Origin of the sequence: Ensifer sp. ENS09, assembly GCF_014852425.1 — a bacterium.
Classification (GTDB): Bacteria; Pseudomonadota; Alphaproteobacteria; order Rhizobiales; family Rhizobiaceae; genus Ensifer.
Map to the genome: position 1 here is coordinate 92,995 of NZ_JACVBP010000001.1, position 24,224 is coordinate 117,218.

23 protein-coding genes are annotated in these 24,224 nt (G+C 62.9%); 19 read left to right on the plus strand and 4 right to left on the minus strand.

Annotation, left to right across the window (positions count from 1 at the left end):
- Positions 1 to 4 precede the first annotated feature (4 nt).
- The 5 genes from lpdA (at position 5) to IB267_RS00590 (ending at position 4,019) form a co-directional block, all read left to right on the plus strand.
- Complete coding sequence (lpdA, locus tag IB267_RS00570) at positions 5 to 1,450, plus strand: dihydrolipoyl dehydrogenase (protein ID WP_192446004.1); 1,446 nt, start codon at positions 5 to 7, stop codon at positions 1,448 to 1,450.
- A gap of 74 nt (positions 1,451 to 1,524) precedes the next feature.
- Positions 1,525 to 1,776 carry a GlsB/YeaQ/YmgE family stress response membrane protein gene (locus tag IB267_RS00575; protein ID WP_192446005.1) on the plus strand — a complete coding sequence of 84 codons (252 nt, stop codon included), beginning with the start codon at positions 1,525 to 1,527 and terminating at the stop codon, positions 1,774 to 1,776.
- Between the two features lie 131 nt (positions 1,777 to 1,907).
- Entirely contained in the window at positions 1,908 to 2,879 is a 972-nt protein-coding gene (gene lipA / locus IB267_RS00580; protein WP_192446006.1) for a lipoyl synthase, read from the plus strand.
- 90 nt (positions 2,880 to 2,969) lie between these two features.
- The gene (locus tag IB267_RS00585) at positions 2,970 to 3,560 is read left to right on the plus strand and encodes an AAA family ATPase (RefSeq protein ID WP_192446007.1); all 591 of its coding nucleotides are present in this window, start codon (positions 2,970 to 2,972) and stop codon (positions 3,558 to 3,560) included.
- A 9-nt stretch (positions 3,561 to 3,569) separates the two neighbouring features.
- Positions 3,570 to 4,019, plus strand: coding sequence for a type II toxin-antitoxin system RatA family toxin (locus IB267_RS00590; protein WP_192446008.1), 450 nt, complete (start codon positions 3,570 to 3,572; stop codon positions 4,017 to 4,019).
- On the opposite strand, the gene IB267_RS00595 is transcribed toward IB267_RS00590, so the two are convergent.
- Positions 4,007 to 4,504: a CinA family protein gene (locus tag IB267_RS00595; RefSeq protein WP_192446009.1), complete on the minus strand. Its 498-nt coding sequence runs from the start codon at positions 4,502 to 4,504 to the stop codon at positions 4,007 to 4,009. The two genes, IB267_RS00590 and IB267_RS00595, sit on opposite strands and share 13 nt — an antisense overlap.
- A complete protein-coding gene (locus IB267_RS00600; protein ID WP_371742509.1) occupies positions 4,504 to 5,709 on the minus strand; it encodes a bifunctional 2-C-methyl-D-erythritol 4-phosphate cytidylyltransferase/2-C-methyl-D-erythritol 2,4-cyclodiphosphate synthase in 1,206 nt (401 codons plus the stop codon). The genes IB267_RS00595 and IB267_RS00600 overlap by 1 nt, the downstream gene beginning before the upstream one ends.
- Positions 5,710 to 5,857: 148 nt before the next feature.
- On the opposite strand from IB267_RS00600, the gene dusB reads away from it, so the two are divergent.
- The 9 genes from dusB to hflX all read left to right on the plus strand — a co-directional run bounded on the left by dusB (position 5,858) and on the right by hflX (position 17,400).
- Positions 5,858 to 6,901: a tRNA dihydrouridine synthase DusB gene (gene dusB / locus IB267_RS00605; protein ID WP_192446011.1), complete on the plus strand. Its 1,044-nt coding sequence runs from the start codon at positions 5,858 to 5,860 to the stop codon at positions 6,899 to 6,901.
- Positions 6,898 to 8,049 (plus strand): nitrogen regulation protein NR(II), encoded by a 1,152-nt coding sequence (locus IB267_RS00610; protein ID WP_192446012.1) that lies wholly within the window; start codon positions 6,898 to 6,900, stop codon positions 8,047 to 8,049. Before dusB ends, IB267_RS00610 begins: the two co-directional genes overlap by 4 nt.
- Complete coding sequence (gene ntrC, locus IB267_RS00615; protein WP_034795776.1) at positions 8,046 to 9,500, plus strand: nitrogen regulation protein NR(I); 1,455 nt, start codon at positions 8,046 to 8,048, stop codon at positions 9,498 to 9,500. The genes IB267_RS00610 and ntrC overlap by 4 nt, the downstream gene beginning before the upstream one ends.
- A 221-nt stretch (positions 9,501 to 9,721) precedes the next feature.
- The gene (locus tag IB267_RS00620; RefSeq protein ID WP_192446013.1) at positions 9,722 to 11,992 is read left to right on the plus strand and encodes a PAS domain-containing sensor histidine kinase; all 2,271 of its coding nucleotides are present in this window, start codon (positions 9,722 to 9,724) and stop codon (positions 11,990 to 11,992) included.
- Complete coding sequence (gene ntrX, locus IB267_RS00625; RefSeq protein ID WP_192446014.1) at positions 11,982 to 13,346, plus strand: two-component system response regulator NtrX; 1,365 nt, start codon at positions 11,982 to 11,984, stop codon at positions 13,344 to 13,346. The genes IB267_RS00620 and ntrX overlap by 11 nt, the downstream gene beginning before the upstream one ends.
- Before the next feature lie 47 nt (positions 13,347 to 13,393).
- Positions 13,394 to 14,770 (plus strand): Trk system potassium transporter TrkA, encoded by a 1,377-nt coding sequence (trkA, locus tag IB267_RS00630; RefSeq protein ID WP_043622072.1) that lies wholly within the window; start codon positions 13,394 to 13,396, stop codon positions 14,768 to 14,770.
- A 10-nt stretch (positions 14,771 to 14,780) separates the two neighbouring features.
- A complete protein-coding gene (locus IB267_RS00635; protein ID WP_192446015.1) occupies positions 14,781 to 15,644 on the plus strand; it encodes a D-amino-acid transaminase in 864 nt (287 codons plus the stop codon).
- Positions 15,645 to 15,753: 109 nt separating this feature from the next.
- Positions 15,754 to 15,996, plus strand: a complete 243-nt coding sequence (hfq, locus tag IB267_RS00640; protein WP_003535434.1) for an RNA chaperone Hfq — start codon at positions 15,754 to 15,756, stop codon at positions 15,994 to 15,996.
- Between the two features lie 78 nt (positions 15,997 to 16,074).
- Positions 16,075 to 17,400, plus strand: a complete 1,326-nt coding sequence (hflX, locus tag IB267_RS00645) for a GTPase HflX (RefSeq protein WP_192447138.1) — start codon at positions 16,075 to 16,077, stop codon at positions 17,398 to 17,400.
- A gap of 80 nt (positions 17,401 to 17,480) precedes the next feature.
- On the opposite strand, the gene mazG is transcribed toward hflX, so the two are convergent.
- Together mazG and IB267_RS00655 are read right to left on the minus strand one after the other, a co-directional pair.
- On the minus strand, positions 17,481 to 18,314 hold the full coding sequence (gene mazG, locus IB267_RS00650; RefSeq protein WP_192446016.1) for a nucleoside triphosphate pyrophosphohydrolase: 834 nt from the start codon (positions 18,312 to 18,314) through the stop codon (positions 17,481 to 17,483).
- Positions 18,315 to 18,319: 5 nt separating this feature from the next.
- Positions 18,320 to 18,907 carry a deaminase gene (locus IB267_RS00655; RefSeq protein WP_192446017.1) on the minus strand — a complete coding sequence of 196 codons (588 nt, stop codon included), beginning with the start codon at positions 18,905 to 18,907 and terminating at the stop codon, positions 18,320 to 18,322.
- A gap of 230 nt (positions 18,908 to 19,137) precedes the next feature.
- Between IB267_RS00655 and cysG the strand changes: the two genes are divergently transcribed.
- From cysG to IB267_RS00680, 5 genes are all read left to right on the plus strand, one after another.
- Entirely contained in the window at positions 19,138 to 20,598 is a 1,461-nt protein-coding gene (cysG, locus tag IB267_RS00660; RefSeq protein ID WP_192446018.1) for a siroheme synthase CysG, read from the plus strand.
- Between the two features lie 10 nt (positions 20,599 to 20,608).
- Positions 20,609 to 20,923 (plus strand): DUF2849 domain-containing protein, encoded by a 315-nt coding sequence (locus IB267_RS00665; protein ID WP_192446019.1) that lies wholly within the window; start codon positions 20,609 to 20,611, stop codon positions 20,921 to 20,923.
- Positions 20,924 to 20,937: 14 nt separating this feature from the next.
- On the plus strand, positions 20,938 to 22,608 hold the full coding sequence (locus IB267_RS00670; protein WP_192446020.1) for a nitrite/sulfite reductase: 1,671 nt from the start codon (positions 20,938 to 20,940) through the stop codon (positions 22,606 to 22,608).
- Between the two features lie 17 nt (positions 22,609 to 22,625).
- Positions 22,626 to 23,126 carry a DUF934 domain-containing protein gene (locus IB267_RS00675; protein WP_192446021.1) on the plus strand — a complete coding sequence of 167 codons (501 nt, stop codon included), beginning with the start codon at positions 22,626 to 22,628 and terminating at the stop codon, positions 23,124 to 23,126.
- A 147-nt stretch (positions 23,127 to 23,273) separates the two neighbouring features.
- Positions 23,274 to 24,086: a ferredoxin--NADP reductase gene (locus IB267_RS00680; RefSeq protein ID WP_034795721.1), complete on the plus strand. Its 813-nt coding sequence runs from the start codon at positions 23,274 to 23,276 to the stop codon at positions 24,084 to 24,086.
- Positions 24,087 to 24,224: the final 138 nt, after the last annotated feature.

Below are 24,224 nucleotides of genomic sequence, written 5' to 3' on the forward strand. Positions count from 1 at the left end.
ACACATGGCTGAGAATTACGACGTCATCGTCATCGGTTCGGGTCCGGGGGGCTATATCGCCGCCATTCGTGCGGCACAGTTGGGTCTCAAGACCGCGGTCGTCGAGCGCGAGCATCTGGCCGGCATCTGCTCCAACTGGGGCTGCATCCCGACCAAGGCGCTGCTGCGCTCCGCTGAGGTTCTTCATTATGCCCAGCATCCGGGCAGCTATGGCATCAAGATCGAGGGCACGGTGACGCCGGATCTGAAGGCGATCGTCGCCCGCTCGCGCGGCATTGCCGAGCGCATGAACGGCGGCGTCGGCTTCCTGATGAAGAAGAATAAGGTCGACGTGATCTGGGGCGAAGCCAAGCTGACGAAGCCGGGCGAGATCGTCGTCGGCAAGTCGACGAAGCCCGTCGTCCAGCCGCAGGCGCCGCAGCCGAAGAACACCAAGGGTGAGGGCACCTACACCGCCAAGCACATCATCATTGCCACCGGCGCCCGTCCGCGCGCGCTGCCGGGCATCGAGCCCGATGGCAAGCTGATCTGGACCTATTTCGAGGCGATGAAGCCCGAGGAAATGCCGAAATCGCTGCTGGTCATGGGCTCGGGCGCGATCGGTATCGAGTTCGCCTCGTTCTACCGCACCATGGGTGTCGACGTGACGGTCGTCGAAGTCATGCCGAACGTCATGCCGGTCGAAGACGCCGAGATCTCGGGCATTGCCAAGAAGCAGTTCGAAAAGCAGGGCATGAAGATCCATCTCCAGGCCAAGGTAACGAAGGTCGAGAAGGCTGCCAACTCGATCACCGCCCATGTCGAGATGAAGGATGGCAAGGTCGAAAAGATCACCGCCGATCGCATGATCTCGGCCGTCGGCGTCCAGGGCAACATCGAGAACCTCGGCCTCGAAACGCTCGGCGTGAAGACCGACCGCGGCTGCATCGTCATCGACGGCTACGGCAAGACCAACGTTCCCGGCGTCTACGCGATCGGTGACGTTGCCGGCCCGCCGATGCTCGCCCACAAGGCCGAGCACGAAGCCGTCATCTGCGTCGAGAAGATCGCCGGCCTGCCGAACGTGCACCCGATGGACAAGCTGAAGATCCCGGGCTGCACCTATTGCCACCCGCAGGTCGCTTCGGTCGGTCTGACGGAAGCTAAGGCCAAGGAACTCGGCCGCGACATTCGCGTCGGCCGCTTCCCCTTCGTTGCCAACGGCAAGGCGATTGCGCTCGGCGAGGACCAGGGCCTGGTCAAGACGATCTTCGACAAAAAGACCGGCGAGCTGCTCGGCGCCCACATGGTCGGTGCCGAAGTCACAGAACTGATCCAGGGTTTTGTCGTCGCGATGAACCTCGAGACGACCGAGGAAGACCTGATGCACACCATCTTCCCGCATCCGACGATCTCGGAGACGATGAAGGAAAGCGTGCTCGACGCCTACGGCCGCGCGCTCAACGCCTAAAGGGTGTAGCGACGGAACTTTTCACGCGGCTTCGGCATTGATTACTGCCTCGTTTTCAATGCACGGAGATAACAATGAGCGTGAACGGCGTCGGTATTCTGGCTGCGATCATCATCGGCGGTTTGGCCGGGTGGCTCGCAGAGAGGTTCATGAACAGCGACATGGGGCTGTTCATGAACATACTGCTCGGCATCATCGGCGCGGTGGTGCTGAACTTTATCCTGGCGGCCTTCGGCATGACCTTTGGCGGCTGGGTTGCCTATCTGGTCATCGGCTTCATCGGCGCCTGCCTGCTGATCGCCGTTGGTCGCGCCGTCAAACGATAGCCTGCCGGGCCATCTGCGCTTCCGTCGGGCGTGATATGAAGACGGCCTGACATTTGCCATCGGGCCGTCTATATAGAGCGAAAATGGGTCACCCGGCCTGATGCCGGCCCCGCCGCGACGAGGAAGACAGTATGGTAACGGTATTCGATGCCGTCTCTGACCGGGCGCAACGCGTCCGCCATCCGGAAAAGGCGCACAAGCCCGACACGGAAGTGATGCGCAAGCCGGAGTGGATCCGCGTCAAGGCGCCGATGTCCAAGGGCTATATGGAGACCCGCGAACTGGTGCGGTCGCATAAGCTCGTGACCGTGTGCGAAGAAGCCGGCTGCCCGAACATCGGCGAGTGCTGGGACAAGAAGCACGCCACCTTCATGATCATGGGTGAGATCTGTACCCGCGCCTGCGCTTTCTGCAACGTCGCGACCGGCAAGCCGAATGCGCTCGACATGGAAGAGCCGGCGAACATCGCCAAGGCCGTCAAGCAGATGGGCCTCAGCCACGTGGTCATCACCTCGGTCGACCGCGACGACCTGGAAGATGGTGGGGCCGAGCACTTCGAGAAGGTGATCTGGGCGATCCGCGAAGCATCGCCTTCGACGACCATCGAGATCCTGACGCCGGACTTCCTGAAGAAGCCGGGCGCGCTCGAGCGTGTCGTTGCTGCCAAGCCCGACGTCTTCAACCACAATATGGAAACCGTACCGGGCAACTACCTGACGGTCCGTCCGGGTGCACGCTACTTCCACTCCGTCCGACTGCTGCAGCGCGTGAAGGAACTGGACCCGACCATGTTCACCAAGTCAGGCATCATGGTTGGCCTCGGTGAAGAGCGCAACGAAGTGCTGCAGCTGATGGATGACCTTCGAACCGCTGACGTCGACTTCCTGACGATCGGCCAGTACCTGCAGCCGACCCGCAAGCACCACAAGGTCGAAGCGTTCGTGACGCCCGAGGAGTTCAAGTCATACGAGACCGTCGCCTACACCAAGGGCTTCCTGATGGTGTCGTCGAGCCCGCTGACGCGCTCCTCGCACCACGCCGGCGACGACTTCGCCCGCCTGCGCGCGGCTCGCGAGAAGAAGCTGGCGGCCGTGGCAGGCTGATAGCCCGGCTTTCAAAAGATACCGAAACTCCGGCCCCGCGCCGGAGTTTCACATTGGGTTTCGTTCTTCCCGAATTCCACGGGAGTTTCCATGAACCAGCCGTCAAAACCGGCAAGCGTCAACTATGTCGACGATGCCGTTGCCGCCGACCATATTCGCAGTGCCAGGCGTATCCTCGTTGTCGGGTGCTCCGGCGGCGGCAAGTCGACGCTTTCACTGAAGCTCGCCCGTCAGTTCCAGCTAGCTTATATTTCGATCGATCGGGATATCCGCTGGTTGCCGGGTTGGGCCGAGCGTGACCGGGCGGAGCAGCGCCAGCGCATTGTCGAGAGGATCGCCGCCGATCGCTGGGTCATGGATGGCACCAGTCCGTCCTCATTCGATATCCGGGTGCCAAGAAGCGACATCGTGATCTGGGTGCGCATGCCGCGGCTTGTCTGCATACGTGGCGTCGTTACCCGCTGGCTGAAACACTTCGGCCGCACCCGCCCGCAGATGGCGCCGGGGTGCATCGAAAAGGTCGATTGGGATTTCCTTCAATTCATCTGGACGTTCGAGCAGAAATTTACGCCGCACATCGTCGCAGGTCTGGCAAAGCACGGCCCCGACGTGCCGGTTCTGCAGCTGAAATCGCGCCGCCAGATACGCAGGCTCCTTGATCTTCTCGGCTCTCCCGCTTAACTCCCCTTTATGCCGCATTTCGAAACCAACCACGTCGTCAAGCACACCGCAGACCAGATGTTCGATCTCGTTGCCGACGTCGAAAAGTATCCGCAGTTTCTGCCGCTCTGTGAGGCGCTGAAAGTACGTTCCCGCAAGGAACGTGACGGCAAGATGCTGCTGCTTGCCGACATGACCGTCGGTTACAAGGCGATCCGAGAGACCTTCACGACGCAGGTGCTGTTGAACAAGGCCGAGCGCACCATCGATGTGAAGTACATCGACGGGCCGTTCAAATATCTCGACAACCGCTGGCGCTTCGAGCCCTCGGGCGAGGGGCAGTCGGTCGTGCATTTCGACATCGACTACGAATTCAAGAGCCGCATTCTCGGCGCGCTGATGGGCTCGATGTTCGATCGCGCGTTTCGCATGTTTTCCGACGCCTTCGAAAAGCGCGCCGACAGCATCTATTCGGCCTGAGCGATCTGCATCAGCATCTCGAGCGCGGTGCGCACCGTCGCAAGCCTGACGTTGCTGCGGCCGATATCGCCATAGCGCATCTCCCGGTGCAGCAGCCCGCCGTTTCGGCCGGCTGCGGCCAGATGCACCAGCCCGACCGGCTTGTCAGCCGACCCGCCGCTCGGTCCGGCAATGCCCGTGACGGCCACTGCGAAATCGGCCGCAGAATGCTGAACGGCACCCTCGGCCATCTCGACCGCCGTCTGTCGCGCGACGGCGCCATGGGCGGCGAGCGTTGCCGCCTCGACGCCGAGCATTGCGACCTTCGCCTCGTTGGAATAGGTGACGAAGCCACGATCGACGACGGCGGACGAGCCGGATATTTCGGTGAGCGCGCCGGCGATCAGGCCGCCGGTGCACGATTCAGCCGTCGCGACCTTGAAGCCCTTCACGCTGAACACAGCGATGATCTGCCCGGCCTGGACTTCGATATCGGCGGGCCACATCAGGTGAGGGTCCCATAGACGACGGTGGCCGTTGCGATCGCCGCGATGCCTTCATCGCGCCCGACGAAGCCGAGACGTTCGTTGGTGGTCGCCTTGACCGAGCAGCGGTCGAGCGAAATGTCCAGCATGTCGGCAAGGTTCTCCCGCATCGTCTGGCGGTGCGGACCGACCTTCGGCGCCTCCGCGATCAGCGAAACATCGGCGTTGGTGATGACGCCGCCGCGCTCGCGCACGATCTTTGCCGCATGTTCCAGGAAGATGCGCGACGGCGCGCCTTTCCATTGCGGGTCCGACGGTGGGAAATGATCGCCAATGTCGCCGGCGCCGCAGGTGGCCAGCAGCGCATCGGTGAGCGCATGCAGCGCCACGTCGGCATCGGAATGGCCGGAGAGTTTCTTGGTGTGCGCAATGAAGACGCCGCAGAGCGTGACACCGTCGCCCTCGACGAGCTGGTGCACGTCGTAGCCGTTGCCCGTGCGCACATCGGGCAGGGCAATGCGCTTGAGTTTCTCGTCGGCCATGGCGATATCCCTTTTCAGCGTAAGCTTGACATTGTCGACGGCGCCTTCGACGAGCACGACCTTGAGGCCGGCCCATTCGGCGATCGACGCGTCGTCGGTGAAATCCGTGCGGCCGCTTCTTGCCGCATCCCGGTGGGCGGCAAGAATGGCCTGGAGATCGAAGGTCTGCGGCGTCTGCGCACCATAAAGGCCGTCGCGGGGCACGGTTTCCGTGACCGTGCCATCCTTGCCGGCACGCTTCAGCGTGTCTGCAACGGCGACTGCCGGCAGCACGGCCTTGACGTCCTCACTCAGTGCCGCAGCGCAGCGCGACAGCAGTGCGTGATCGGCAAAGGGGCGCACCGCGTCGTGGATCATCACGCGGCGCGCGCCGATGTCGGCCAGGGCCTCAAGGCCGGCGAGCACCGATATTTGCCGGGTCGCGCCGCCGTGGACGATGATTACGTCGTTGGCCGCGGAGCGCTTGCGTGCAGTGTCGAACAGCGCTTCGTCGTCCGGATGGATGACGACGACGATCGGGCCGCCGTCCGGCCATGTCGCGAAAGTGTCAAGCGTATGGGCGATAACGGGGCGGTCGCCGATGGTTCGGTATTGCTTCGGACCCTCGGCCGATTGTCCGGCGCGTTCGCCGCGTCCTGCCGCAACGATAACGACGCCGCACTTGAGCTGTTCTTGAGGCTGCATTTTCTGTATGAGGTCCCGCATTCGCCGATCTTCGCCGTGATGTACCGCGAAGGGTCGTGCTTTGCCAGCCGAGCTTAGAATTTTGCGCGCCGCGCCGAAATCGCTTGGCAAGTCCGAGAACAATGTCTAAAAATAGTGCAGGAACAACATGTGCCTGAAAGATATGCATTTGCCAATTCCGGCTCTTTCGTCTCCGCTTCGCATCGGATCCATCGAAATCCGCAACCGGGTTGCGCTCGCGCCGATGTCCGGCGTCACCGACCTACCATTCCGGCGGCTTGCCTGGCGCTTCGGCGCGGGTTTCGTCGTCACCGAAATGGTGGCGAGCCGTGAACTGGTCGGTAATGCCCAGGAATCCTGGGCGCGGCTGAAGAACTCCGGGATCAAGCCGCATATCGTCCAGCTTGCGGGCCGCGAGGCGCATTGGATGGCGGAGGCGGCGAAGATCGCCGCCGACAATGGCGCCGACATCATCGACATCAATATGGGCTGCCCGGCAAAGAAAGTGACGGGCGGTTATTCCGGATCGGCCCTGATGCGCGACCCCGATCATGCTTTGTCGCTGGTCGAGGCGACCGTCAACGCCGTCGATGTGCCGGTGACGCTGAAAATGCGGCTTGGATGGGACGAAAACTCGATCAACGCGCCGCTGATTGCCAAGTGGGCGCAAGAGGCAGGCGTGAAGGCGATCACCGTGCACGGTCGCACGCGCATGCAGTTCTACAACGGCAAGGCGGATTGGGATGCGATCCGGCTGGTTCGCGAGGTCGTTACCGTGCCGCTGGTCGCCAATGGTGACGTGGAGACGGTTGCCGACGCCGAGGAGATCCTTCGCCGATCGGGCGCGGACGCCGTCATGGCCGGCCGTTCCTCCCAAGGGCGCCCGTGGCACGTCGGCCTCCTTGCTGGCGCCGTGAAGCATCCATCGCCGGCGGAGGTCGCCGATATCTTTGCGGAGCACTACGAAATGATGCTCGAATTCTATGGCGTCGAGGTCGGCCTTCGGCATGCCCGTAAGCATGTTGCATGGTACCTCGATCGAGCCGCCCCTGACATGGCGGGGAGTGAAAAGGCGGCAATCCTGACATCGACCGATGCTCGTTTCGTCCGCGACAGGGCTCGCGCGGCGATGCTCGACGCCGCCCCGGGCAAACCGGAAGGCGAGGCGGTCGCGGAAGGGATCGCCGCATGACCGAGAAACCGAGCATGCCGGATGCCGTCGCCAACGGCCTGTCGATGGCGGTTTTGAACGCCATCCAGAACCCGGTGATCATGGTCGATGCCAAGGGGCTCGTCGCCTTTGCCAACTGGGAGGCCGAATCGTTTTTCGGCGCCAGCGCCAACCACCTGGCGCGCCACGACATCAGTGCCTTCATTCCCTTTGGTAGCCCGCTGCTGACGCTGATCGAGCAGGTGCGCGAGCGCAAGGCGCCGGTCAACGAGTATCGCGTCGACCTGAGTTCGCCGCGCCTTGGCGCCGACAAGCTGGTCGACCTCTATGTCGCCCCGGTGCTGTCCGAGCCGGGTGCGGTCGTCGTCGTCTTCCAGGAGCGCTCGATGGCAGACAAGATCGACCGGCAGCTGACGCATCGCGGCGCTGCCCGTTCGGTCACCGGTCTTGCCTCGATGCTGGCGCATGAAATCAAGAACCCGCTCTCGGGCATTCGCGGTGCGGCGCAGCTGCTGGAGGCTTCGGCGAACGACGAAGACCGCGCTCTGACGCGGCTGATCTGCGACGAGACCGACCGCATCGTTTCGCTGGTCGATCGCATGGAGGTGTTTTCCGACGAACGCCCCGTCGATCGCGTGCCGCTCAACATCCATTCGGTGCTCGACCACGTGAAGGCGATCGCAAAGGCGGGGTTTGCCCGCCACATCAAGTTCGCCGAGCACTACGATCCGTCGCTGCCGCCGGTCTATGCCAACCGCGATCAGCTGGTTCAGGTGTTCCTGAACCTGATCAAGAACGCGGCCGAAGCGATCGGCGAGCGCCACGACGGCGAAATCCTGCTGACGACCGCCTACCGGCCGGGCATTCGCCTGTCGGTTGCCGGGACGCGCGAGAAGATCTCGCTGCCGCTGGAATTCTGCGTGCACGACAATGGCCCAGGCGTCCCTCAGGACCTGCTGCCGCTCTTGTTTGACCCCTTCATCACCACCAAGACCAATGGTTCAGGCCTGGGTCTCGCTCTGGTGGCCAAGATCATCGGCGGCCATGGCGGGATCGTCGAATGCGACAGCCAGCAGAACCGCACCACCTTCCGCGTGCTGATGCCTGCCTCCAAGGGCCAGGCCGCGGATGACGACGACATGCCGATGACAAAAGGAAACCTTGCATGACCGGTGCCACGATCCTCGTCGCGGATGACGACGCCGCCATTCGCACCGTGCTGAACCAGGCGCTGAGCCGCGCCGGCTACGATGTCCGCATCACCTCCAACGCGGCGACGCTGTGGCGCTGGATTGCGGCGGGCGATGGCGATCTGGTCGTGACCGACGTGGTGATGCCGGACGAAAACGCCTTCGATCTTCTGCCGCGCATCAAGAAGGCGCGTCCCGACCTGCCGGTGCTGGTCATGAGCGCTCAGAACACTTTCATGACGGCGATCAAGGCGTCGGAGAAGGGGGCCTACGACTATCTGCCGAAGCCCTTCGATCTGACTGAACTGATCGGCATCATCGGCCGGGCGCTGTCGGAGCCGAAGCGCCGGCCGGCAAAGCTCGACGACGACACCCAGGACGGCATGCCGCTGGTCGGTCGCTCGGCTGCGATGCAGGAAATCTACCGGGTGCTGGCGCGCCTGATGCAGACCGACCTGACGCTGATGATCACCGGCGAGTCCGGCACCGGCAAGGAGCTGGTCGCCCGCGCGCTGCATGATTATGGCAAGCGCCGCAACGGCCCGTTCGTCGCGATCAACATGGCGGCGATCCCGCGCGACCTGATCGAATCGGAGCTCTTCGGCCACGAGAAGGGTGCCTTCACCGGCGCGCAGATGCGCTCGACCGGTCGCTTCGAGCAGGCTGAGGGCGGGACGCTCTTCCTCGATGAAATCGGCGACATGCCGATGGACGCGCAGACGCGTCTTTTGCGCGTGCTGCAGCAGGGGGAATATACGACCGTCGGCGGGCGTACGCCGATCCGCTCCGATGTGCGCATCGTCGCTGCGACCAACAAGGACCTGAAGCAGTCGATCAATCAGGGCCTTTTTCGTGAAGACCTCTATTATCGCCTGAACGTGGTGCCGCTTCGGCTGCCGCCCCTGCGCGACCGTGCCGAGGACATTCCGGACCTCGTGCGCCATTTCGTCCAGCAGGCCGAGAAGGAGGGCTTGGACGTCAAGCGCTTCGACCATGAGGCGCTGGAACTGATGAAGGCGCATCCCTGGCCGGGCAACGTGCGCGAGCTGGAGAACCTGGTGCGGCGCCTGACGGCACTTTATCCACAGGACGTCATCAGCCGTGAGATCATCGAAAACGAGCTTCGCTCCGAGATTCCGGACAGCCCGATCGAGAAGGCGGCGGCACGCCCCGGCTCGCTGACGATTTCGCAGGCGGTCGAAGAAAACATGCGCCAATATTTCGCAAGCTTCGGTGAGGCCTTGCCGCCGGCTGGCCTTTACGACCGGGTGCTGGCGGAAATGGAGTATCCGCTGATCCTTGCGGCGCTTACCGCCACTCGCGGCAACCAGATCAAGGCGGCCGATCTGCTCGGCCTCAACCGCAACACTCTGCGCAAGAAGATCCGCGAGCTCGGTGTTTCGGTCTATCGCAGCTCACGCAGCGCTTGACTTGGCCACACCCACCGTTGCATTTTCGCCACAATGCGTTGCTTGAACGGATAACGGCCGCCGAATCGCGCGTCGTTGCCGTCCTGTTCAATCGATTTGACCCAATCGATTGACGGGGGTGCAGCGCGGCAGCCCAGCTGGGTGGTGAGGTCAACCTTTGACCCGAGAATGCAAGTAAAAGATGCCGTCGCCGGCTGGCGACGGTTGGGGGAACGCTTTTCATGGTGGACGCAATGGCCTTGCCGCTGGGCACAGATGAGGGACTGGCGGCGCAGGATCGTCGTGGGTCCTTTGCCCTGCCGGGCCTGATGTTGGCAACCGGCGCGCTGATCTGCGCGACCGTCTCCCTGCTCGTGCTTCTCGGCCTGACGCCCATCAAGCTCGAACGAAATGTCGTCATCGCCTGCGCGGCGATCAACAGCCTCTTCGTCGTCGGCCTCATCTATCTGATTGCCCGTGAAATTCTGCGTCTCCTGCGCGCCCGCCACAAGGGGCGCGCGGCTGCACGCCTGCACGTGCGCATCGTCGCGCTGTTTTCGATCGTCGCGATCACGCCGGCGGTGCTCGTCGCGATCTTTGCCAGCATCACGCTCGATGTCGGCCTCGATCGCTGGTTCTCGCTCCGAACCCAGGCGATCGTCCGCTCCTCGATCAACGTCGCGCAGGCCTATGTGCTCGAAAATGCGAGCTATCTGCAGGGCCAGACCGTGTCGATGGCCAACGACCTCGAACGCAATCGCCAGCTCTACAGCCTCGACCGTACGGGCTTTGCCGAGCTGATGACCCGACAGGCGCGGGGACGCGGCATGCTGGGCGCCTTTCTTGTGCGCGCCGACGGCAGCCCCATCGTGCAGGCGAGCATCTCGACCGACCGGCCCTTGCCGGCCATCCCCCCGGATGCATTGAAGAGCTCCGTCTCCGGCCAGCCGACCCTGATCCCGCCGGGCATCACCAACCTTGTCGGCGCGGTCATCCCGCTCGACGACATTCCCGGCACCTTCCTCTACACGGTTCGCAATGTCGACCCGGAGGTCATGCGCTCGCTCCGGCTGATGGAGGAGAACACCGCCGAGTACAAGATGCTCGAGGCCGGGCGAACCTTCACCCAGATCGCCTTCGGCGTGCTCTATATCGGCTTTGCCCTCATCGTATTGCTTGCCGCGATCTGGACCGCCATCGCGGTCGCCGACCGGATTGTCCGGCCCATCCGCCAGCTCATCGGTGCCGCCGACAGCGTTGCCTCCGGTAATCTCGACGTCGTCGTGCCGGTCCGCGCCGTCGATGGCGACGTCGGTAATCTGTCGCGAACCTTCAACAAGATGGTTTCGGAGATCCGCAGCCAGCAGGAGCAGATCCTGGAGGCCAAGGACGAAGTCGACCACCGCCGCCGCTTCATCGAGGCCGTTCTTTCGGGCGTGACTGCGGCCGTCATCGGTGTCGGGCGCGATCGCCAGATCACCATCGCCAACCCGTCGTCCGAGGATTTCCTGAAGAAGGCGGCGCCGGATCTTCTCGGTGCTGACCTGCGGGAGGTTGCGCCGGAGATCGAGGAGGTCCTGGTCGAGGCCGAAGGCCGCCATCGCAACGATTACCGCAAGCAGATCAACGTCATGCGCGGCGGAACCGAGCGCACGCTGAACGTGCAGGTGACGCGGGAAGAGGGCGGCGAGGCGAACGAATCCTACGTCATCACCATCGACGACATCACCGATCTCGTCATCGCCCAGCGCTCGACCGCCTGGGCCGACGTGGCGCGCCGCATCGCGCACGAGATCAAGAACCCGCTGACGCCGATCCAGCTTTCCGCCGAGCGCCTGAAGCGACGCTACGGCAAGCAGATCAATCAGGACGACAAGGCGGTCTTCGATCAGTGCACCGATACGATCGTGCGCCAGGTGGAAGACATCGGCCGCATGGTGGACGAGTTCTCGGCCTTCGCGCGCATGCCGAAGCCGACAAAGGAACGGGCGGATCTTCGCGCGATCCTGAAGGATGCAGTGTTCCTGCGCGAAATGGGCAACAACCATATCAACTTCGTGCGCGACTTTGGCGAGGAGCCGCTTGAGGGCCTGTTCGACGAGCGCATGCTCGCCCAGGCCTTCGGCAACATCGTCAAGAATGCCGTCGAATCGATCGAGGCGGTGCCGGCGGACGCTGTCCGCGGCCAGCCTGTTATCGTGGCGCGTGCGCGAAGCGATGCGGCGACCGGCCTGTTCGTCGTCGATATCATCGACAACGGCAAGGGCCTGCCCACCGAAAACCGGCACCGTATTTTGGAGCCATACATGACGATGCGCGAGAAGGGGACGGGCCTGGGTCTCGCCATCGTCAAGAAGATCATCGAGGACCATGGCGGACAATTGGAATTGCACGACGCGCCAGCCGAATACGACGGCGGTGTCGGGGCGATGATCCGCGTGATCCTGCCGCCTGCCGGAGAAACCGGGGGCGAAGAGAGTTTGAAGGATAAGGGTGCGAGCGATGGCCGCTGATATTCTGGTTGTGGACGATGAGGAAGATATCCGCGAGATCGTGTCGGGTATCCTGTCCGACGAGGGGCACGAAACGCGCACCGCCTTCGACAGTGACAGCGCGCTGGCGGCGATCAGCGATCGTGTGCCGCGGCTGGTCTTCCTCGACATCTGGATGCAGGGAAGCCGCCTCGATGGCCTGGCGCTGCTCGACGAGATCAAGGGACGCCACCCGGATCTGCCGGTCGTCATGATTTCCGGCCACGGCAACATCGAAACCGCCGTCAACGCCATCAAGCGCGGCGCCTATGATTTCATCGAGAAGCCGTTCAAGGCGGACCGCCTGATCCTGATCGCCGAGCGGGCGCTGGAGAACTCCAAGCTCAAGCGTGAAGTCTCGGAACTGAAGAAGAAGTCCGGCGACCCGGTCGAGCTGATCGGCACGTCCGTCGCGGTCTCGCAGCTTCGCCAGACGGTCGAAAAGGTTGCGCCGACCAACAGCCGCATCATGATCCAGGGGCCTTCGGGTTCCGGCAAGGAACTGGTCGCGCGCATGATCCACCGCAAGTCGACGCGGTCCGCTGGGCCGTTCGTGGCGCTGAACGCAGCGGCGATCACCCCGGACCGGATGGAGGTCGCGCTGTTCGGGACCGAAGGCACGCCGGGCCAGCCGCGCCGCACGGGCGCGCTTGAGGAAGCCCATGGCGGCATTCTCTATCTCGACGAGATCGGCGAGATGCCGCGCGAGACGCAGAACAAGATCCTGCGCGTGCTCGTCGACCAGCAGTTCGAGCGCGTCGGCGGCACCAAGCGCGTGAAGGTCGACGTCCGCATCATCTCGTCGACCGCCTACAACCTCGAAAACATGATCTCCGAGGGCCTGTTCCGCGAAGACCTCTTCCACCGGCTGGCCGTCATTCCGGTTCGCGTCCCGGCGCTGGCCGAGCGGCGCGAGGACATTCCGTTCCTCGTCGACATGTTCATGCGCCAGGTCAGTGAGCAGGCCGGCATCCGTCCGCGCAAGATCGGTGACGACGCGCTGGCGGTGCTTCAGGCGCATGATTGGCCGGGCAACATCCGCCAGCTTCGCAACAACATCGAGCGGTTGATGATCCTTGCGCGCAGCGACGGTCCGGATACGCCGATCTCGGCCGACATGCTGCCGACGGAAGTGGGCGACACGCTGCCGAAGATCTCGGCGCAGGGCGACCAGCACATCATGACGCTGCCGTTGCGCGAGGCTCGCGAAATGTTCGAACGTGATTATCTGATCGCGCAGATCAACCGATTCGGCGGCAACATTTCGCGCACGGCGGAATTTGTCGGCATGGAGCGGTCGGCACTGCATCGGAAGCTGAAGTCGCTGGGTGTGTGACCGGAATTCCCGGCCAACCCGCCCGCGCTCGCATGTGAAAGAACGACATGAAGGTAGTCATTTGTGGCGCGGGGCAGGTCGGCTACGGCATTGCCGAGCGGCTGGCACAGGAAGACAACGACGTTTCGGTGATCGATACGTCGGCGGCACTGATCGCCAACATTACCGAGAGCCTCGACGTGCGCGGCTATGTCGGCCATGGGGCGCACCCGGACGTGCTGGCCAAGGCGGGTGCCGACCAGGCCGACATGCTGATTGCGGTGACGCTGTCCGACGAAGTCAACATCGTTGCCTGTGAAGTGGCGCACGCGATCTTCAACGTGCCAACCAAGGTCGCGCGAATCCGGGCGCAGAGCTATCTCGCGCCGGAATATGCAAACCTGTTTTCGCGCGAGAACGTGCCGATCGACGTCACCATTTCGCCCGAAGTCGAAGTCGGGCGGCTGGTGTTGCGGCGCATTTCCTTTCCCGGCGCGATCGACGTCGTACGTTTCGCCGACGACCGCATCGCCATGGTCGCGTTCGAATGCCTGGAGGATTGCCCCGTCGTCGGAACGCCGCTGCAGCAGTTGAGCGAACTGTTTCCCGATTTGCTTGCGACGGTCACCGGCATTTTCCGCAACGGCAAGGTAATCGTGCCGCATTCCGACGACCAGTTGCAGGCGGGCGATATCGCCTATGTCGTCTGCGATCGGGATCATGCGCGGCGCACGCTGGCGCTGTTCGGGCATGAAGAGCAGGAGGCGCGGCGCATCATCATTTTCGGCGGCGGCAATGTCGGATATTTCGTTGCCAAGGCGATCGAGGACCATCAGTCGCGCACGCGGGTGAAGCTGATCGAGAGCGATCGTGACCGCGCCGTGATGATGGCCGACAAGCTGAGCAGCACGGTCGTGCTCAACGGCTCGGCCATGGACCAGCGGATCCTCGCGCAGGCCGATGTCCAGGATGCCGATCTCGTGGTGGCGCTGACCAACAACGACCAGATCAACATCCTCGGCAGCATGATGGCGAAGCACCTGGGTGCAAAGTCCACGCTCGTCCTCATCAACGAGCCGTCCTACCAGGATTTCGCTGCGACCGCCGGCGTCGATGCCTATGTGAACCCGCGCGCCGTGACGATCTCGCGCGTGCTGCAGCATGTCCGCAAGGGCCGCATCCGTTCGGTCTACGCAGTGCAGAAGGGCATGGCCGAAGTCATCGAGGCCGAGGCTCTCGAAACCTCGCCGCTCGTCGGCAAGGCCCTGCGCGATCTCGAACTTCCCGACGGTATCCGCATCGGCGCGCTCTATCGCGACAAGACGTTCATCCGTCCTGACGGTGCCACCCGGATCAAGGCGAAGGATCGCGTCGTGCTCTTCGCCACCGCGGATGCGGTGCGCCACGTCGAGCAGCTGTTCCGCGTCAGCATCCAGTATTTCTAAAGGCGAGACGATGTCCCGAATTGCCTATGTCAACGGCGCCTACGTGCCGCACGCAGACGCCGGCGTGCATATCGAGGACCGCGGCTACCAGTTTGCCGACGGCGTCTACGAGGTCTGCGAGGTGCGACACGGCTATATCGTCGACCTCACCCGTCATCTCGACCGCCTTGGCCGGTCGCTCAGCGAGTTGCGCATCGATTGGCCGATGACTAGGGCGGCGCTCGTCCACGTGATCCGCGAAGTCGTCCGGCGCAACCGGGTAAGGAACGGCCTGTTCTACATGCAGGTCACGCGCGGCGTAGCGCGCCGCGACCACGTCTTTCCGGCGGCAGAAACCCGCCCGTCCATCGTCGTGACGGCGAAACGCACCGATGCCGGGGCCATTGCCAGGAAGGCGACCCACGGAATTGCGGCGATCACGGTGCCGGAAAACCGCTGGGACCGGGTGGACATCAAGTCGGTCGGGCTTCTGCCCAACGTGTTGGCGCGCCAGAAGGCCAAGGAAGAAGGCGCGCAGGAGGCGATCTTCGTCGATGCCGACGGCACGGTGAAGGAGGGGGCGGCGACCAATGTCTGGATCGTCGATCGTGATGGAAACCTGCGCACGCGGCCGGCAGAACACGGCATCCTCAAGGGAATCACCCGCACCACCTTGATGGACGTGGCGGTGCCGCTCGAGGTCAAAATCGAGGAGAGGGCGTTCTCGGTGGATGAGATGCTCGCGGCGCGCGAAGTCTTCATCACGGCTGCCACCAGCATCTGTTTTCCGGTCATTTCGATCGACGGCAAGCCGATCGGCAATGGTCATCCGGGAAGCATAGCACAGAATATTCGCGAAGCCTTTTTCGGCGTTGCGGAAAAGACATTGATTTGATACCAACTCTGAAGAGGTGTCGGGGAAGGTACTTGTGGCGCCTCTGATTGCTGAATTTGACAAAAATGCACCGGCGCGAAACGCCGGCAAATAAGAAAGAAGCGGCGCGATGGCGGAACGTTCTCAAAACTTGCAGGATCTTTTTCTCAACACGGTCCGCAAGCAAAAGATTTCATTGACAATTTTTCTTATCAACGGCGTCAAGCTTACCGGCGTTGTGACCTCGTTCGACAACTTCTGCGTCCTTTTGCGTCGCGATGGCCACTCGCAACTGGTCTACAAGCACGCGATCTCGACCATCATGCCCGGCCAGCCGCTGCAGATGTTCGAGAACGAAGAAGCCGCATCCTGACGGGACGTTAGGCACATTACCAAGCGTGATTCAAAATTGTCGTCGATCATTCCGGAGCTCGAGAAGCTCCGCGACGACATGCGCGCGGTCGTTATCGTTCCGGTCTTGAAAAAGACCGGACGGCAGTCCGCAGAGATCCTCTCGACCACCACGACGCGCTCGGACGAAAGTCGTCTCGAAGAGGCGACTGGCCTCGCCATGGCGATCGACCTTGAGGTCGTGCACGGCGCCATCGTTCCGGTGGCGCAGCCGAAGCCCGGCACCTTGCTCGGCACCGGCAAGATCGAAGAGATCGGCCATATCCTCGTCGAGCTCGATGCAGGCCTTGTCATCGTCGACCATCCGCTGACGCCGGTGCAGCAGCGCAATCTCGAGAAGGAATGGAACGCCAAGGTCATCGACCGCACCGGCCTCATTCTCGAGATCTTCGGTCGCCGCGCCTCCACCAAGGAAGGCACGCTGCAGGTCGATCTCGCGCACCTCAACTATCAGAAGGGCCGCCTGGTCCGAAGCTGGACCCACCTTGAGCGCCAGCGCGGCGGTGGCGGCTTCATGGGCGGTCCGGGTGAAACCCAGATCGAAGCGGACCGGCGCTTGCTGCAGGATCGCATCGTCAAGCTCGAGCGCGAGCTGGAGCAGGTGCGCCGCACACGGCAGCTGCATCGCTCCAAGCGCAAGAAAGTGCCGCACCCGATCGTCGCTCTCGTCGGCTACACCAATGCCGGAAAATCGACGCTGTTCAACCGCATGACCGGGGCGGGGGTTCTTGCCGAGGACATGCTGTTTGCGACGCTCGACCCGACGCTTCGGCGCCTGAAGCTGCCGCATGGCCGCATGGTCATCCTCTCCGACACTGTCGGCTTCATTTCCGACCTGCCGACGCACCTTGTTGCCGCGTTCCGCGCGACCCTCGAAGAGGTGCTGGAGGCAGATCTGATCCTGCACGTGCGCGACCTTTCTGACCCGGACAACCAGGCGCAGGCAAGCGATGTTCTCAGAATCCTTTCCGATCTCGGCATCGACGAGAAGGAAGCCTCCGAGCGCCTGATCGAGGTCTGGAACAAGATCGACCGGCTCGACGACGAATCGCGCGAGGCATTGCGCGGCAAGGCGGCGACGTCCAACAACACGGTTGCCGTTTCCGCGATCACCGGTGACGGCGTCGACGAACTGCTCGCCGAAATCGGACGCCGTCTTTCCGGTGTTCTGACGGAATGCACGGTCGTTCTCGGCATCGATCAGCTGCAGCTTCTGCCCTGGGTCTACCAGCACGCGATCGTCGATGGTCGTGAAGACCTGGAAGATGGCCGGGTGAGCCTTGATCTCAGGCTGACCGAGAACGAGGCCTCCGAGCTGGAGCGCCGCCTCGGAAATGGGCCGAAGCCGGTCGCGGAAGACTGGTAAGCCATAGCTGCCCCGGGGTCGGCGGCTGTCGGCCTTGGCTTAGGGTAACGGGACGCATGCGAGGGCGCGTCCCGCTCGTTCTAGCCCAGCTGCCGTTCGATCGCCTTCGCCGCCTGCCAGAGCTCTTCCATCCGCTCCAGCGTTGCCTCATCCAGCGTCTCGCCGGCCGCGCCGAGCTCGCGCTCGATATGGGCGAAGCGGCGGCGGAACTTGGTGTTGGTGCCGCGAAGCGCCATCTCCGGATCGGTGCCGACATGGCGGCCGATATTGACGACGGCGAAGATCAGGTCGCCCAGTTCGTCGCTGACCTTGGCACGGTCCTTTTCGCGCAGCGCCTGGCGCAACTCGCCGATTTCTTCCTCGATCTTGTCGAGGATTGGTTCCGGTTCGGACCAGTCGAAACCCACCTTTGCAGCGCGCTCCTGCAGCTTCAGGGCTTCTACGAGTGCGGGAAATGAGCGCTGCACCGAGCCCAGATGGTTTGCGGCCGCGTCCGGAGCCAGGCCGCGCTTGGCGCGCTTTTCCTGCCGCTCGGCCTTCTCGGCCTGCTTGATTTCATCCCATTGCAGCTTCACCGCCTCGGGCGTATCGGCGTCGGAGCGGGCAAAGACATGCGGATGGCGGCGGATCATCTTGCGGGTAACCGCTTCGACGACGTCGCCAAAGGCGAAGTCGCCGGCTTCCTCCGCCATGCGGGCATGGAAGACCACCTGCAGCAGCAGGTCGCCGAGCTCGTCGCAGAGGTCGTGCATATCGCCGCGCTCGATGGCGTCGGCGACCTCGTAGGCCTCTTCGATCGTATAGGGCTTGATGGTCTCGAAGGTCTGGACGATGTCCCAGGGGCAGCCGGTTTCAGGTTGGCGGAGCGCCGCCATGATGTCGAGCAGGCGCTTTATGTCGTGTGAAGGTTCCATGGATCTCAGTTCAGCGGAATGGCGTTTTCGTCCTTGCCCGACTGGTAGCTGTCGGAAAGGCTCTGGTATCGGGCGCGGATCCGGGCATCCTGGGCGGCGAGCCGATCGCGGGTTTCAGCGTCGGCATCCTTCGAAAGGGCAGCGATCGAGGCGGAATGCCAGAAGGCGTTGTCCTGAGCGTAACCACCCGGTTCCAGCCGGAAGACTTCCTTCAGGATCTTCAGGTCGTGCGGGATCGCGAAGGCGTCGCGCGAATCCTCGTGGCTGAAGAAGTAATAGAAATTGTCGAAGCCGGCCCAGGTGATGGCCGAAAGGCACATGGAGCAGGGCTCGTGCGTCGACAGGAAGATGAGATCACGCGTATCCGGCTTTTCCGCCATCTCGTAGAAACGCTTCAACGTATGGACTTCGCCATGCCAAAGCGGATTTTCCGTCTCGTTGTTGGTTTCGGCGAGCACCAGAGATAGATCGGACTTGCGCAGGATCGCCGCGCCGAAGACCTTGTTGCCGGCGGCGACACCCTTTTCGGTGAGCGGCAGGATATCCTCTTCGATGACGGTCAAAAGCCGCTCGGCGAGTTCTGGTTTTGTCATGTCACAGGTCTCCGGCAGGTCGTTGACCGCATTTAACGGACGTTGCCCATGCGGCGCAATGGCCGCGCCAAGGTCGGCGATTGAACAGGCTCGGAGATATTTGCTCAAAATGGTGCAGCGCCGAGCAAAACAATACGTGCCTGGAAAGGCATTGAAATTTCTGTTCCTTCAATTGTCGTGCGCCATAAGGGATATTCGCCGCAGCCTGTAGAAGGAACGACCGTCTAACCATGCCGCAGCAGCTCGCCGTTTTCCCCGCATTCTTTCGCGTCGCGCAAAAGCGCGTGGCGGTTTTCGGCAATGGCGACGAAGCCTTTGCCAAGGTGCGGCTGCTGCTAAACACGGAAGCGTCGATTGTGGTCTTCGCCGACGCGCCGGAAGCGGAATTCGCGCAATACCTTCGTGAACGCGCCATCGAACATATCGTCGCCGCCTTCGCTCCCGAGCAGTTGGACGGCGCCATCCTCGTTTTTGCCGCGACAGGCAATGCCGCCGAAGACCAGCGCATCGTCATCGCAGCGCGCGAACGCAAGATCCCGGCCAATGCCGTCGACCAACCCGATTTCTGCGATTTCTTCACGCCGGCGCTCGTCAATCGTGCTCCGGTTGCCGTTGCCATCGGTACCGAAGGGGCGGGGCCGGTTCTGGCGCAGATGATCCGCGCCCAGATCGATCAGCTGCTTTCCCCCTCGCTCGGCGTCGTCGCGTCGCTTGCCGCAAGCTATCGCGAGACGGTCGATCGCCTGGTGCCGCGTGGCGTTGCCCGCCGACTGTTCTGGCGCCGGTTTTTCCAAGGCCCGGTGGCCGACAAGGTCGCCGGCGGCGATCTGGCTGCCGCCCGCCGCGAGGCTTCGCGTCTTCTCGATGCGCCTGAGAAGGCGAAAGGCCACGTCTGGCTCGTCGGGGCCGGTCCGGGCGCTGAAGACCTGCTGACGCTCCGCGCCCAGCGCGTGATGATGGAAGCCGACGCGATCGTTTATGATGCGTTGGTGCCGCAGGCGATCGTCGACATGGGCCGTCGCGATGCGGAGCGCTTGTCGGTCGGCAAGCGCAAGGGCTGCCACACGAAGTCCCAGGATGAGATCAACCAGTTGCTGGTGACGCTGGCTGCTGAAGGCAAGCGCGTCGTCCGTCTGAAGTCCGGTGATCCGCTGGTCTATGGCCGTGCCGGCGAAGAGATGGCGGCGCTACGCGAAGCCGGCATCAGCTACGAGATCGTTCCGGGCATCACTTCGGCCTTCGCCGCGGCTGCCGATTTTGAATTGCCGCTGACGCTTCGCGGTGTTGCCTCCTCGCTGGTCTTCACGACCGGCCATGATTTGACCGGTGAAGTCCTGCCCGATTGGGCGCGGCTTGCGGTCTCCGGAGCGACGATCGCGGTCTACATGGGGCGCACCGTCGCCGCGTCGGTCGCCGGTCGTCTGATGCAGGCTGGCCTTCCGCCGGAAACGACGGTTGCCGTCATCGAGAACGCCAGCCGCGCCGATCGCCGCCTGCTGCACGGTACGCTGAAGGACCTTCCGGATCTCGAAAACCGCAGCGAGCTTGCAGGTCCGGTCATGGTCATCATCGGCGATGCTGTCGCCGGCGCCAACTTCGAGCGGTCCGAACCGCTGGTCGCAGGCAAGGTGCGTGGCGAGAAGAAAAACGTTGAAGCCGCCTTCGGGCGCAACGAACAGATTTTGAACTGAGGAAGAGGTCATGGTGAGCAAGGTTTTGACGGCAAATCGACTTTCGGACGGCATCTCCGTCTGGCTGGATGCCGCGGGCAACTGGGTCGAGCAGCTTCAGGACGCCTTCATCGCCCGCCATGCCGAGGCCGTGACGGCGCTCGAAGCCACCGGCAAGCAGGCGTTCGACGACAACAAGGTTGTTGATGCGAACGTCGTCGATGTCGAAGAGGTCAACGGCACGCTTCGTCCGCTGCGCATGCGCGAGCGCATCCGCGCCGAGGGCCCGTCGATCCCGTATGCTGCCGGCTACAATGGCCTTTCCAGCCCGAAACACGCTGCCTGAGGAACCGATACCCGATGTACCGTTACGATGAATTCGACCACGCCTTCGTATCCTCCCGCGTCGAACAGTTTCGCGATCAGGTCGAGCGCCGCCTGAGCGGTGAGCTCGCCGAAGACGCCTTCAAGCCGCTGCGCCTGATGAACGGCGTCTATCTGCAGCTTCACGCCTACATGCTGCGCGTCGCCATTCCCTATGGCACGCTGTCGAGCCGCCAGATGCGCATGCTCGCCCATATCGCGCGCAAGTATGACCGCGGCTACGGTCACTTCACCACGCGCCAGAACATCCAGTACAACTGGCCGCGTCTGTCGGACACGCCGGATATCCTTCAGGAACTCGCAAGCGTCGAGATGCACGCGCTCCAGACCTCTGGCAACTGCATTCGCAACGTCACCGCCGATCACTTCGCCGGTGCAGCGGCCGATGAAGTCGCTGATCCAAGGCCTTATGCCGAAATCCTGAGACAGTGGTCGAGCGTGCATCCGGAGTTCTCGTTCCTGCCGCGCAAGTTCAAGATCGCCGTCACGGGCGCTGAGCGCGACCGCGCGGCGATCCAGGTTCACGACATCGGCCTGCACCTGAAGAAGGACGAAAACGGCCGCATCGGCTTTGCCGTCTATGTCGGCGGTGGCCAGGGCCGCACGCCGATGATCGCCAAGAAGATCCGCGACTTCCTGCCGGAAGAGGATCTGCTCTCCTACACCACGGCGATCATGCGCGTGTACAACCTGCACGGCCGCCGCGACAACAAGTACAAGGCCCGCATCAAGATCCTCGTGCACGAAACCGGTGCCGAAGAACTCTCGCGTCAGGTCGAGGTCGAATTCGCGGCGCTGAAGGACACCGAACTGAAGCTGCCGGAGACGGACATCCAGGCGATCTCCGCCTATTTCGCGCCGCCGGCCCTCGAAAGCCGCGCCGAAGGCTGGGAGAGCCTCGCGCGCTGGAAGAAGACCGATCCGGAATTTTCCCGCTGGGTGCAGCAGAACGTGCAGCCGCACAAGCACCCGGACTACGGCATGGTGACGATCTCGCTGAAGCCGATCGGCGGCATTCCGGGCGACGCCAGTGACGCGCAGATGGATGCCGTTGCCGATATCGCCGAGGAATATGCCTTCGACGAAATCCGCGTCAGCCACGAGCAGAACCTGATCCTGCCGCATGTGGCGCTGGCCGATCTCGAGCCGGTCTACCGCGCGCTGGTCGCGTCCGGTCTTGCCACCGCCAATGCCGGGCTGATTACCGACATCATCGCCTGTCCTGGGCTGGACTACTGCGCGCTTGCCAATGCGCGCTCTATCCCGGTGGCGCAGGAGATTTCCACCCGCTTCGGTGCGCCGGAGCGTCAGGCCGAGATCGGCGAGCTGAAGATCAAGATCTCCGGCTGCATCAATGCCTGCGGTCATCACCATGTCGGCCATATCGGCCTGCTTGGCGTTGAAAAGAAGGGTGCGGAACTCTATCAGATCACGCTTGGCGGCTCCGGCGATGAGAACACTTCGATCGGCGAGATCATCGGCCGCGGCTTCGAGCCTGAGAAAGTGACCGACGCCGTCGAGACGATCGTCGACACCTATCTGGGACTGCGCCGCGACAGGGACGAGACCTTCCTCGAAGCCTATCGCCGCGTCGGCCCACTACCCTTCAAGGATGCGCTCTACGGCAGCGCGCAGGAAGCTGCCTGAGGCTCCGAGGAACAGACATGACGAAAATCTGGAAGGAAACCGGTTTCGTGGGCGATGATCCCTGGATCATCGAGACGGAGGAAACCAAGGCAGGCTCGAACGAGAAGGCGATCGTCGGTCTCGACGCCTTCCTGGTCAAGGTCGCAGACAGCGACGAAACCGGTCTCGGTGTGGTCATCGCGCCCGCCGACGACGTGACGAAGCTTGCACCACACCTCGATCGCCTGGCGTTGGTGGCAGTCGCGTTCCCGGCGTTCAATGATGGCCGCGCCTTCAGCCATGCGTCGCTGCTGCGTGCGCGTCTTGGTTTTACCGGCGAGGTGAGGGCGGTCGGTGACGTGTTGATCGACCAGATCCCGCTGATGCTGCGCTGTGGTGTCGACAGCTTTGCCGTCAGCAATGCGACGGCATTGAAGCGCCTGACAGAAGGACGTCTTCCTGGCATCGCCGTTCACTATCAACCGACGGCGAAGCCGTCCGCCGATGCGAAGTCTTACAGCTGGCGGCGGGTCTCCTGAGACTGCCGAAGGCCGCGACAGTGTGAAGCACGCCGAAATTTCCGAAAGCGACTATATTTGGAAGGGATTTCCTTCCCATTGTGCGTGGCTTGGAATATCCGGTCATTGTTGATAAACAGGGTCATCATTACAGGACTTGTAGCTAAGATGAATGCTCCGGCAAAAACGGAAGATTTCGCGATCCAGGCACCGGCGGGCGTCTACGTCGAGACGGTTACCAGCGTTGAACACTATACGGATCGACTCTTCCGCTTCCGCATGACCCGCCCTGCCGAATTCCGCTTCCGCTCGGGCGAATTCGCGATGATCGGCCTGATGGTCGGCGACAAGCCGGTCTATCGCGCCTATTCGATCGCCAGCCCCGCCTGGGACGAAGAACTCGAATTCTTCTCGATCAAGGTGCCGGATGGCCCGCTGACCTCGCACCTGCAGGGGATCAAGCCCGGCGACAAGGTGCTGATGCGCAAGAAGCCGACTGGTACGCTGGTGCTCGACGCGCTGGTTCCCGGCCGCCGTCTCTACATGTTCTCGACCGGCACCGGCATTGCACCCTTCGCAAGCCTGATCCGTGATCCCGAGACCTATGAAAAATTCGAGGAAGTCATCCTCACCCATACCTGCCGCGACGTCGCCGAGCTGAAATACGGCTTCGATCTGGTCGAGGAAATCCGCAACCACGAATTCCTGAACGAGATCGTCGGCGACAAGCTGCGCCACTATGCGACCGTGACCCGCGAGGACTTCCCGTTCAAGGGCCGCATCACCGACCTGATGGTCAACGGCAAGTTCTTCTCCGATCTCGGCCTGCCGCCGCTCGATCCGGCTGTCGATCGCGGCATGATCTGCGGCTCGACCGCGATGCTGAAGGACACCAAGGAAATCCTCGAGGCCGCAGGTCTCACCGAAGGCGCCAACAACAAGCCGGCCGAATTCGTGATCGAACGCGCCTTCGTCGGCTGACCCTTTTTTGTGCAATTTATCGTTCGAGGGGCGCGCCAAGGGTGCGCCCCTCGTCGTTTAAGGCGAAATGCCATCGAGCTATGCGTCGGCGGTAGCTCCGCCTTTCCCATTCTGCGTACCGCCCTGCGGTCCCAGCGG

Excerpts from the sequence above, each read along its gene's own strand:
- IB267_RS00665 (WP_192446019.1), top strand. The coding sequence starts at position 20,609 with ATGGTGAGCAAGGTTTTGACGGCAAATCGACTTTCGGACGGCATCTCC.
- dusB (WP_192446011.1), top strand. The coding sequence starts at position 5,858 with ATGTGCCTGAAAGATATGCATTTGCCAATTCCGGCTCTTTCGTCTCCG.
- IB267_RS00635 (WP_192446015.1), top strand. The coding sequence starts at position 14,781 with ATGTCCCGAATTGCCTATGTCAACGGCGCCTACGTGCCGCACGCAGAC.
- IB267_RS00680 (WP_034795721.1), top strand. The coding sequence starts at position 23,274 with ATGAATGCTCCGGCAAAAACGGAAGATTTCGCGATCCAGGCACCGGCG.
- lpdA (WP_192446004.1), top strand. The coding sequence starts at position 5 with ATGGCTGAGAATTACGACGTCATCGTCATCGGTTCGGGTCCGGGGGGC.
- IB267_RS00575 (WP_192446005.1), top strand. The coding sequence starts at position 1,525 with ATGAGCGTGAACGGCGTCGGTATTCTGGCTGCGATCATCATCGGCGGT.
- IB267_RS00600 (WP_371742509.1), bottom strand. The coding sequence starts at position 5,709 with ATGCAGCCTCAAGAACAGCTCAAGTGCGGCGTCGTTATCGTTGCGGCA.
- mazG (WP_192446016.1), bottom strand. The coding sequence starts at position 18,314 with ATGGAACCTTCACACGACATAAAGCGCCTGCTCGACATCATGGCGGCG.
- IB267_RS00670 (WP_192446020.1), top strand. The coding sequence starts at position 20,938 with ATGTACCGTTACGATGAATTCGACCACGCCTTCGTATCCTCCCGCGTC.
- hfq (WP_003535434.1), top strand. The coding sequence starts at position 15,754 with ATGGCGGAACGTTCTCAAAACTTGCAGGATCTTTTTCTCAACACGGTC.
- IB267_RS00675 (WP_192446021.1), top strand. The coding sequence starts at position 22,626 with ATGACGAAAATCTGGAAGGAAACCGGTTTCGTGGGCGATGATCCCTGG.
- ntrX (WP_192446014.1), top strand. The coding sequence starts at position 11,982 with ATGGCCGCTGATATTCTGGTTGTGGACGATGAGGAAGATATCCGCGAG.
- IB267_RS00595 (WP_192446009.1), bottom strand. The coding sequence starts at position 4,504 with ATGTGGCCCGCCGATATCGAAGTCCAGGCCGGGCAGATCATCGCTGTG.
- IB267_RS00610 (WP_192446012.1), top strand. The coding sequence starts at position 6,898 with ATGACCGAGAAACCGAGCATGCCGGATGCCGTCGCCAACGGCCTGTCG.
- ntrC (WP_034795776.1), top strand. The coding sequence starts at position 8,046 with ATGACCGGTGCCACGATCCTCGTCGCGGATGACGACGCCGCCATTCGC.
- IB267_RS00590 (WP_192446008.1), top strand. The coding sequence starts at position 3,570 with ATGCCGCATTTCGAAACCAACCACGTCGTCAAGCACACCGCAGACCAG.
- hflX (WP_192447138.1), top strand. The coding sequence starts at position 16,075 with ATGCGCGCGGTCGTTATCGTTCCGGTCTTGAAAAAGACCGGACGGCAG.
- cysG (WP_192446018.1), top strand. The coding sequence starts at position 19,138 with ATGCCGCAGCAGCTCGCCGTTTTCCCCGCATTCTTTCGCGTCGCGCAA.
- IB267_RS00585 (WP_192446007.1), top strand. The coding sequence starts at position 2,970 with ATGAACCAGCCGTCAAAACCGGCAAGCGTCAACTATGTCGACGATGCC.
- trkA (WP_043622072.1), top strand. The coding sequence starts at position 13,394 with ATGAAGGTAGTCATTTGTGGCGCGGGGCAGGTCGGCTACGGCATTGCC.
- IB267_RS00655 (WP_192446017.1), bottom strand. The coding sequence starts at position 18,907 with ATGACAAAACCAGAACTCGCCGAGCGGCTTTTGACCGTCATCGAAGAG.
- IB267_RS00620 (WP_192446013.1), top strand. The coding sequence starts at position 9,722 with ATGGTGGACGCAATGGCCTTGCCGCTGGGCACAGATGAGGGACTGGCG.
- lipA (WP_192446006.1), top strand. The coding sequence starts at position 1,908 with ATGGTAACGGTATTCGATGCCGTCTCTGACCGGGCGCAACGCGTCCGC.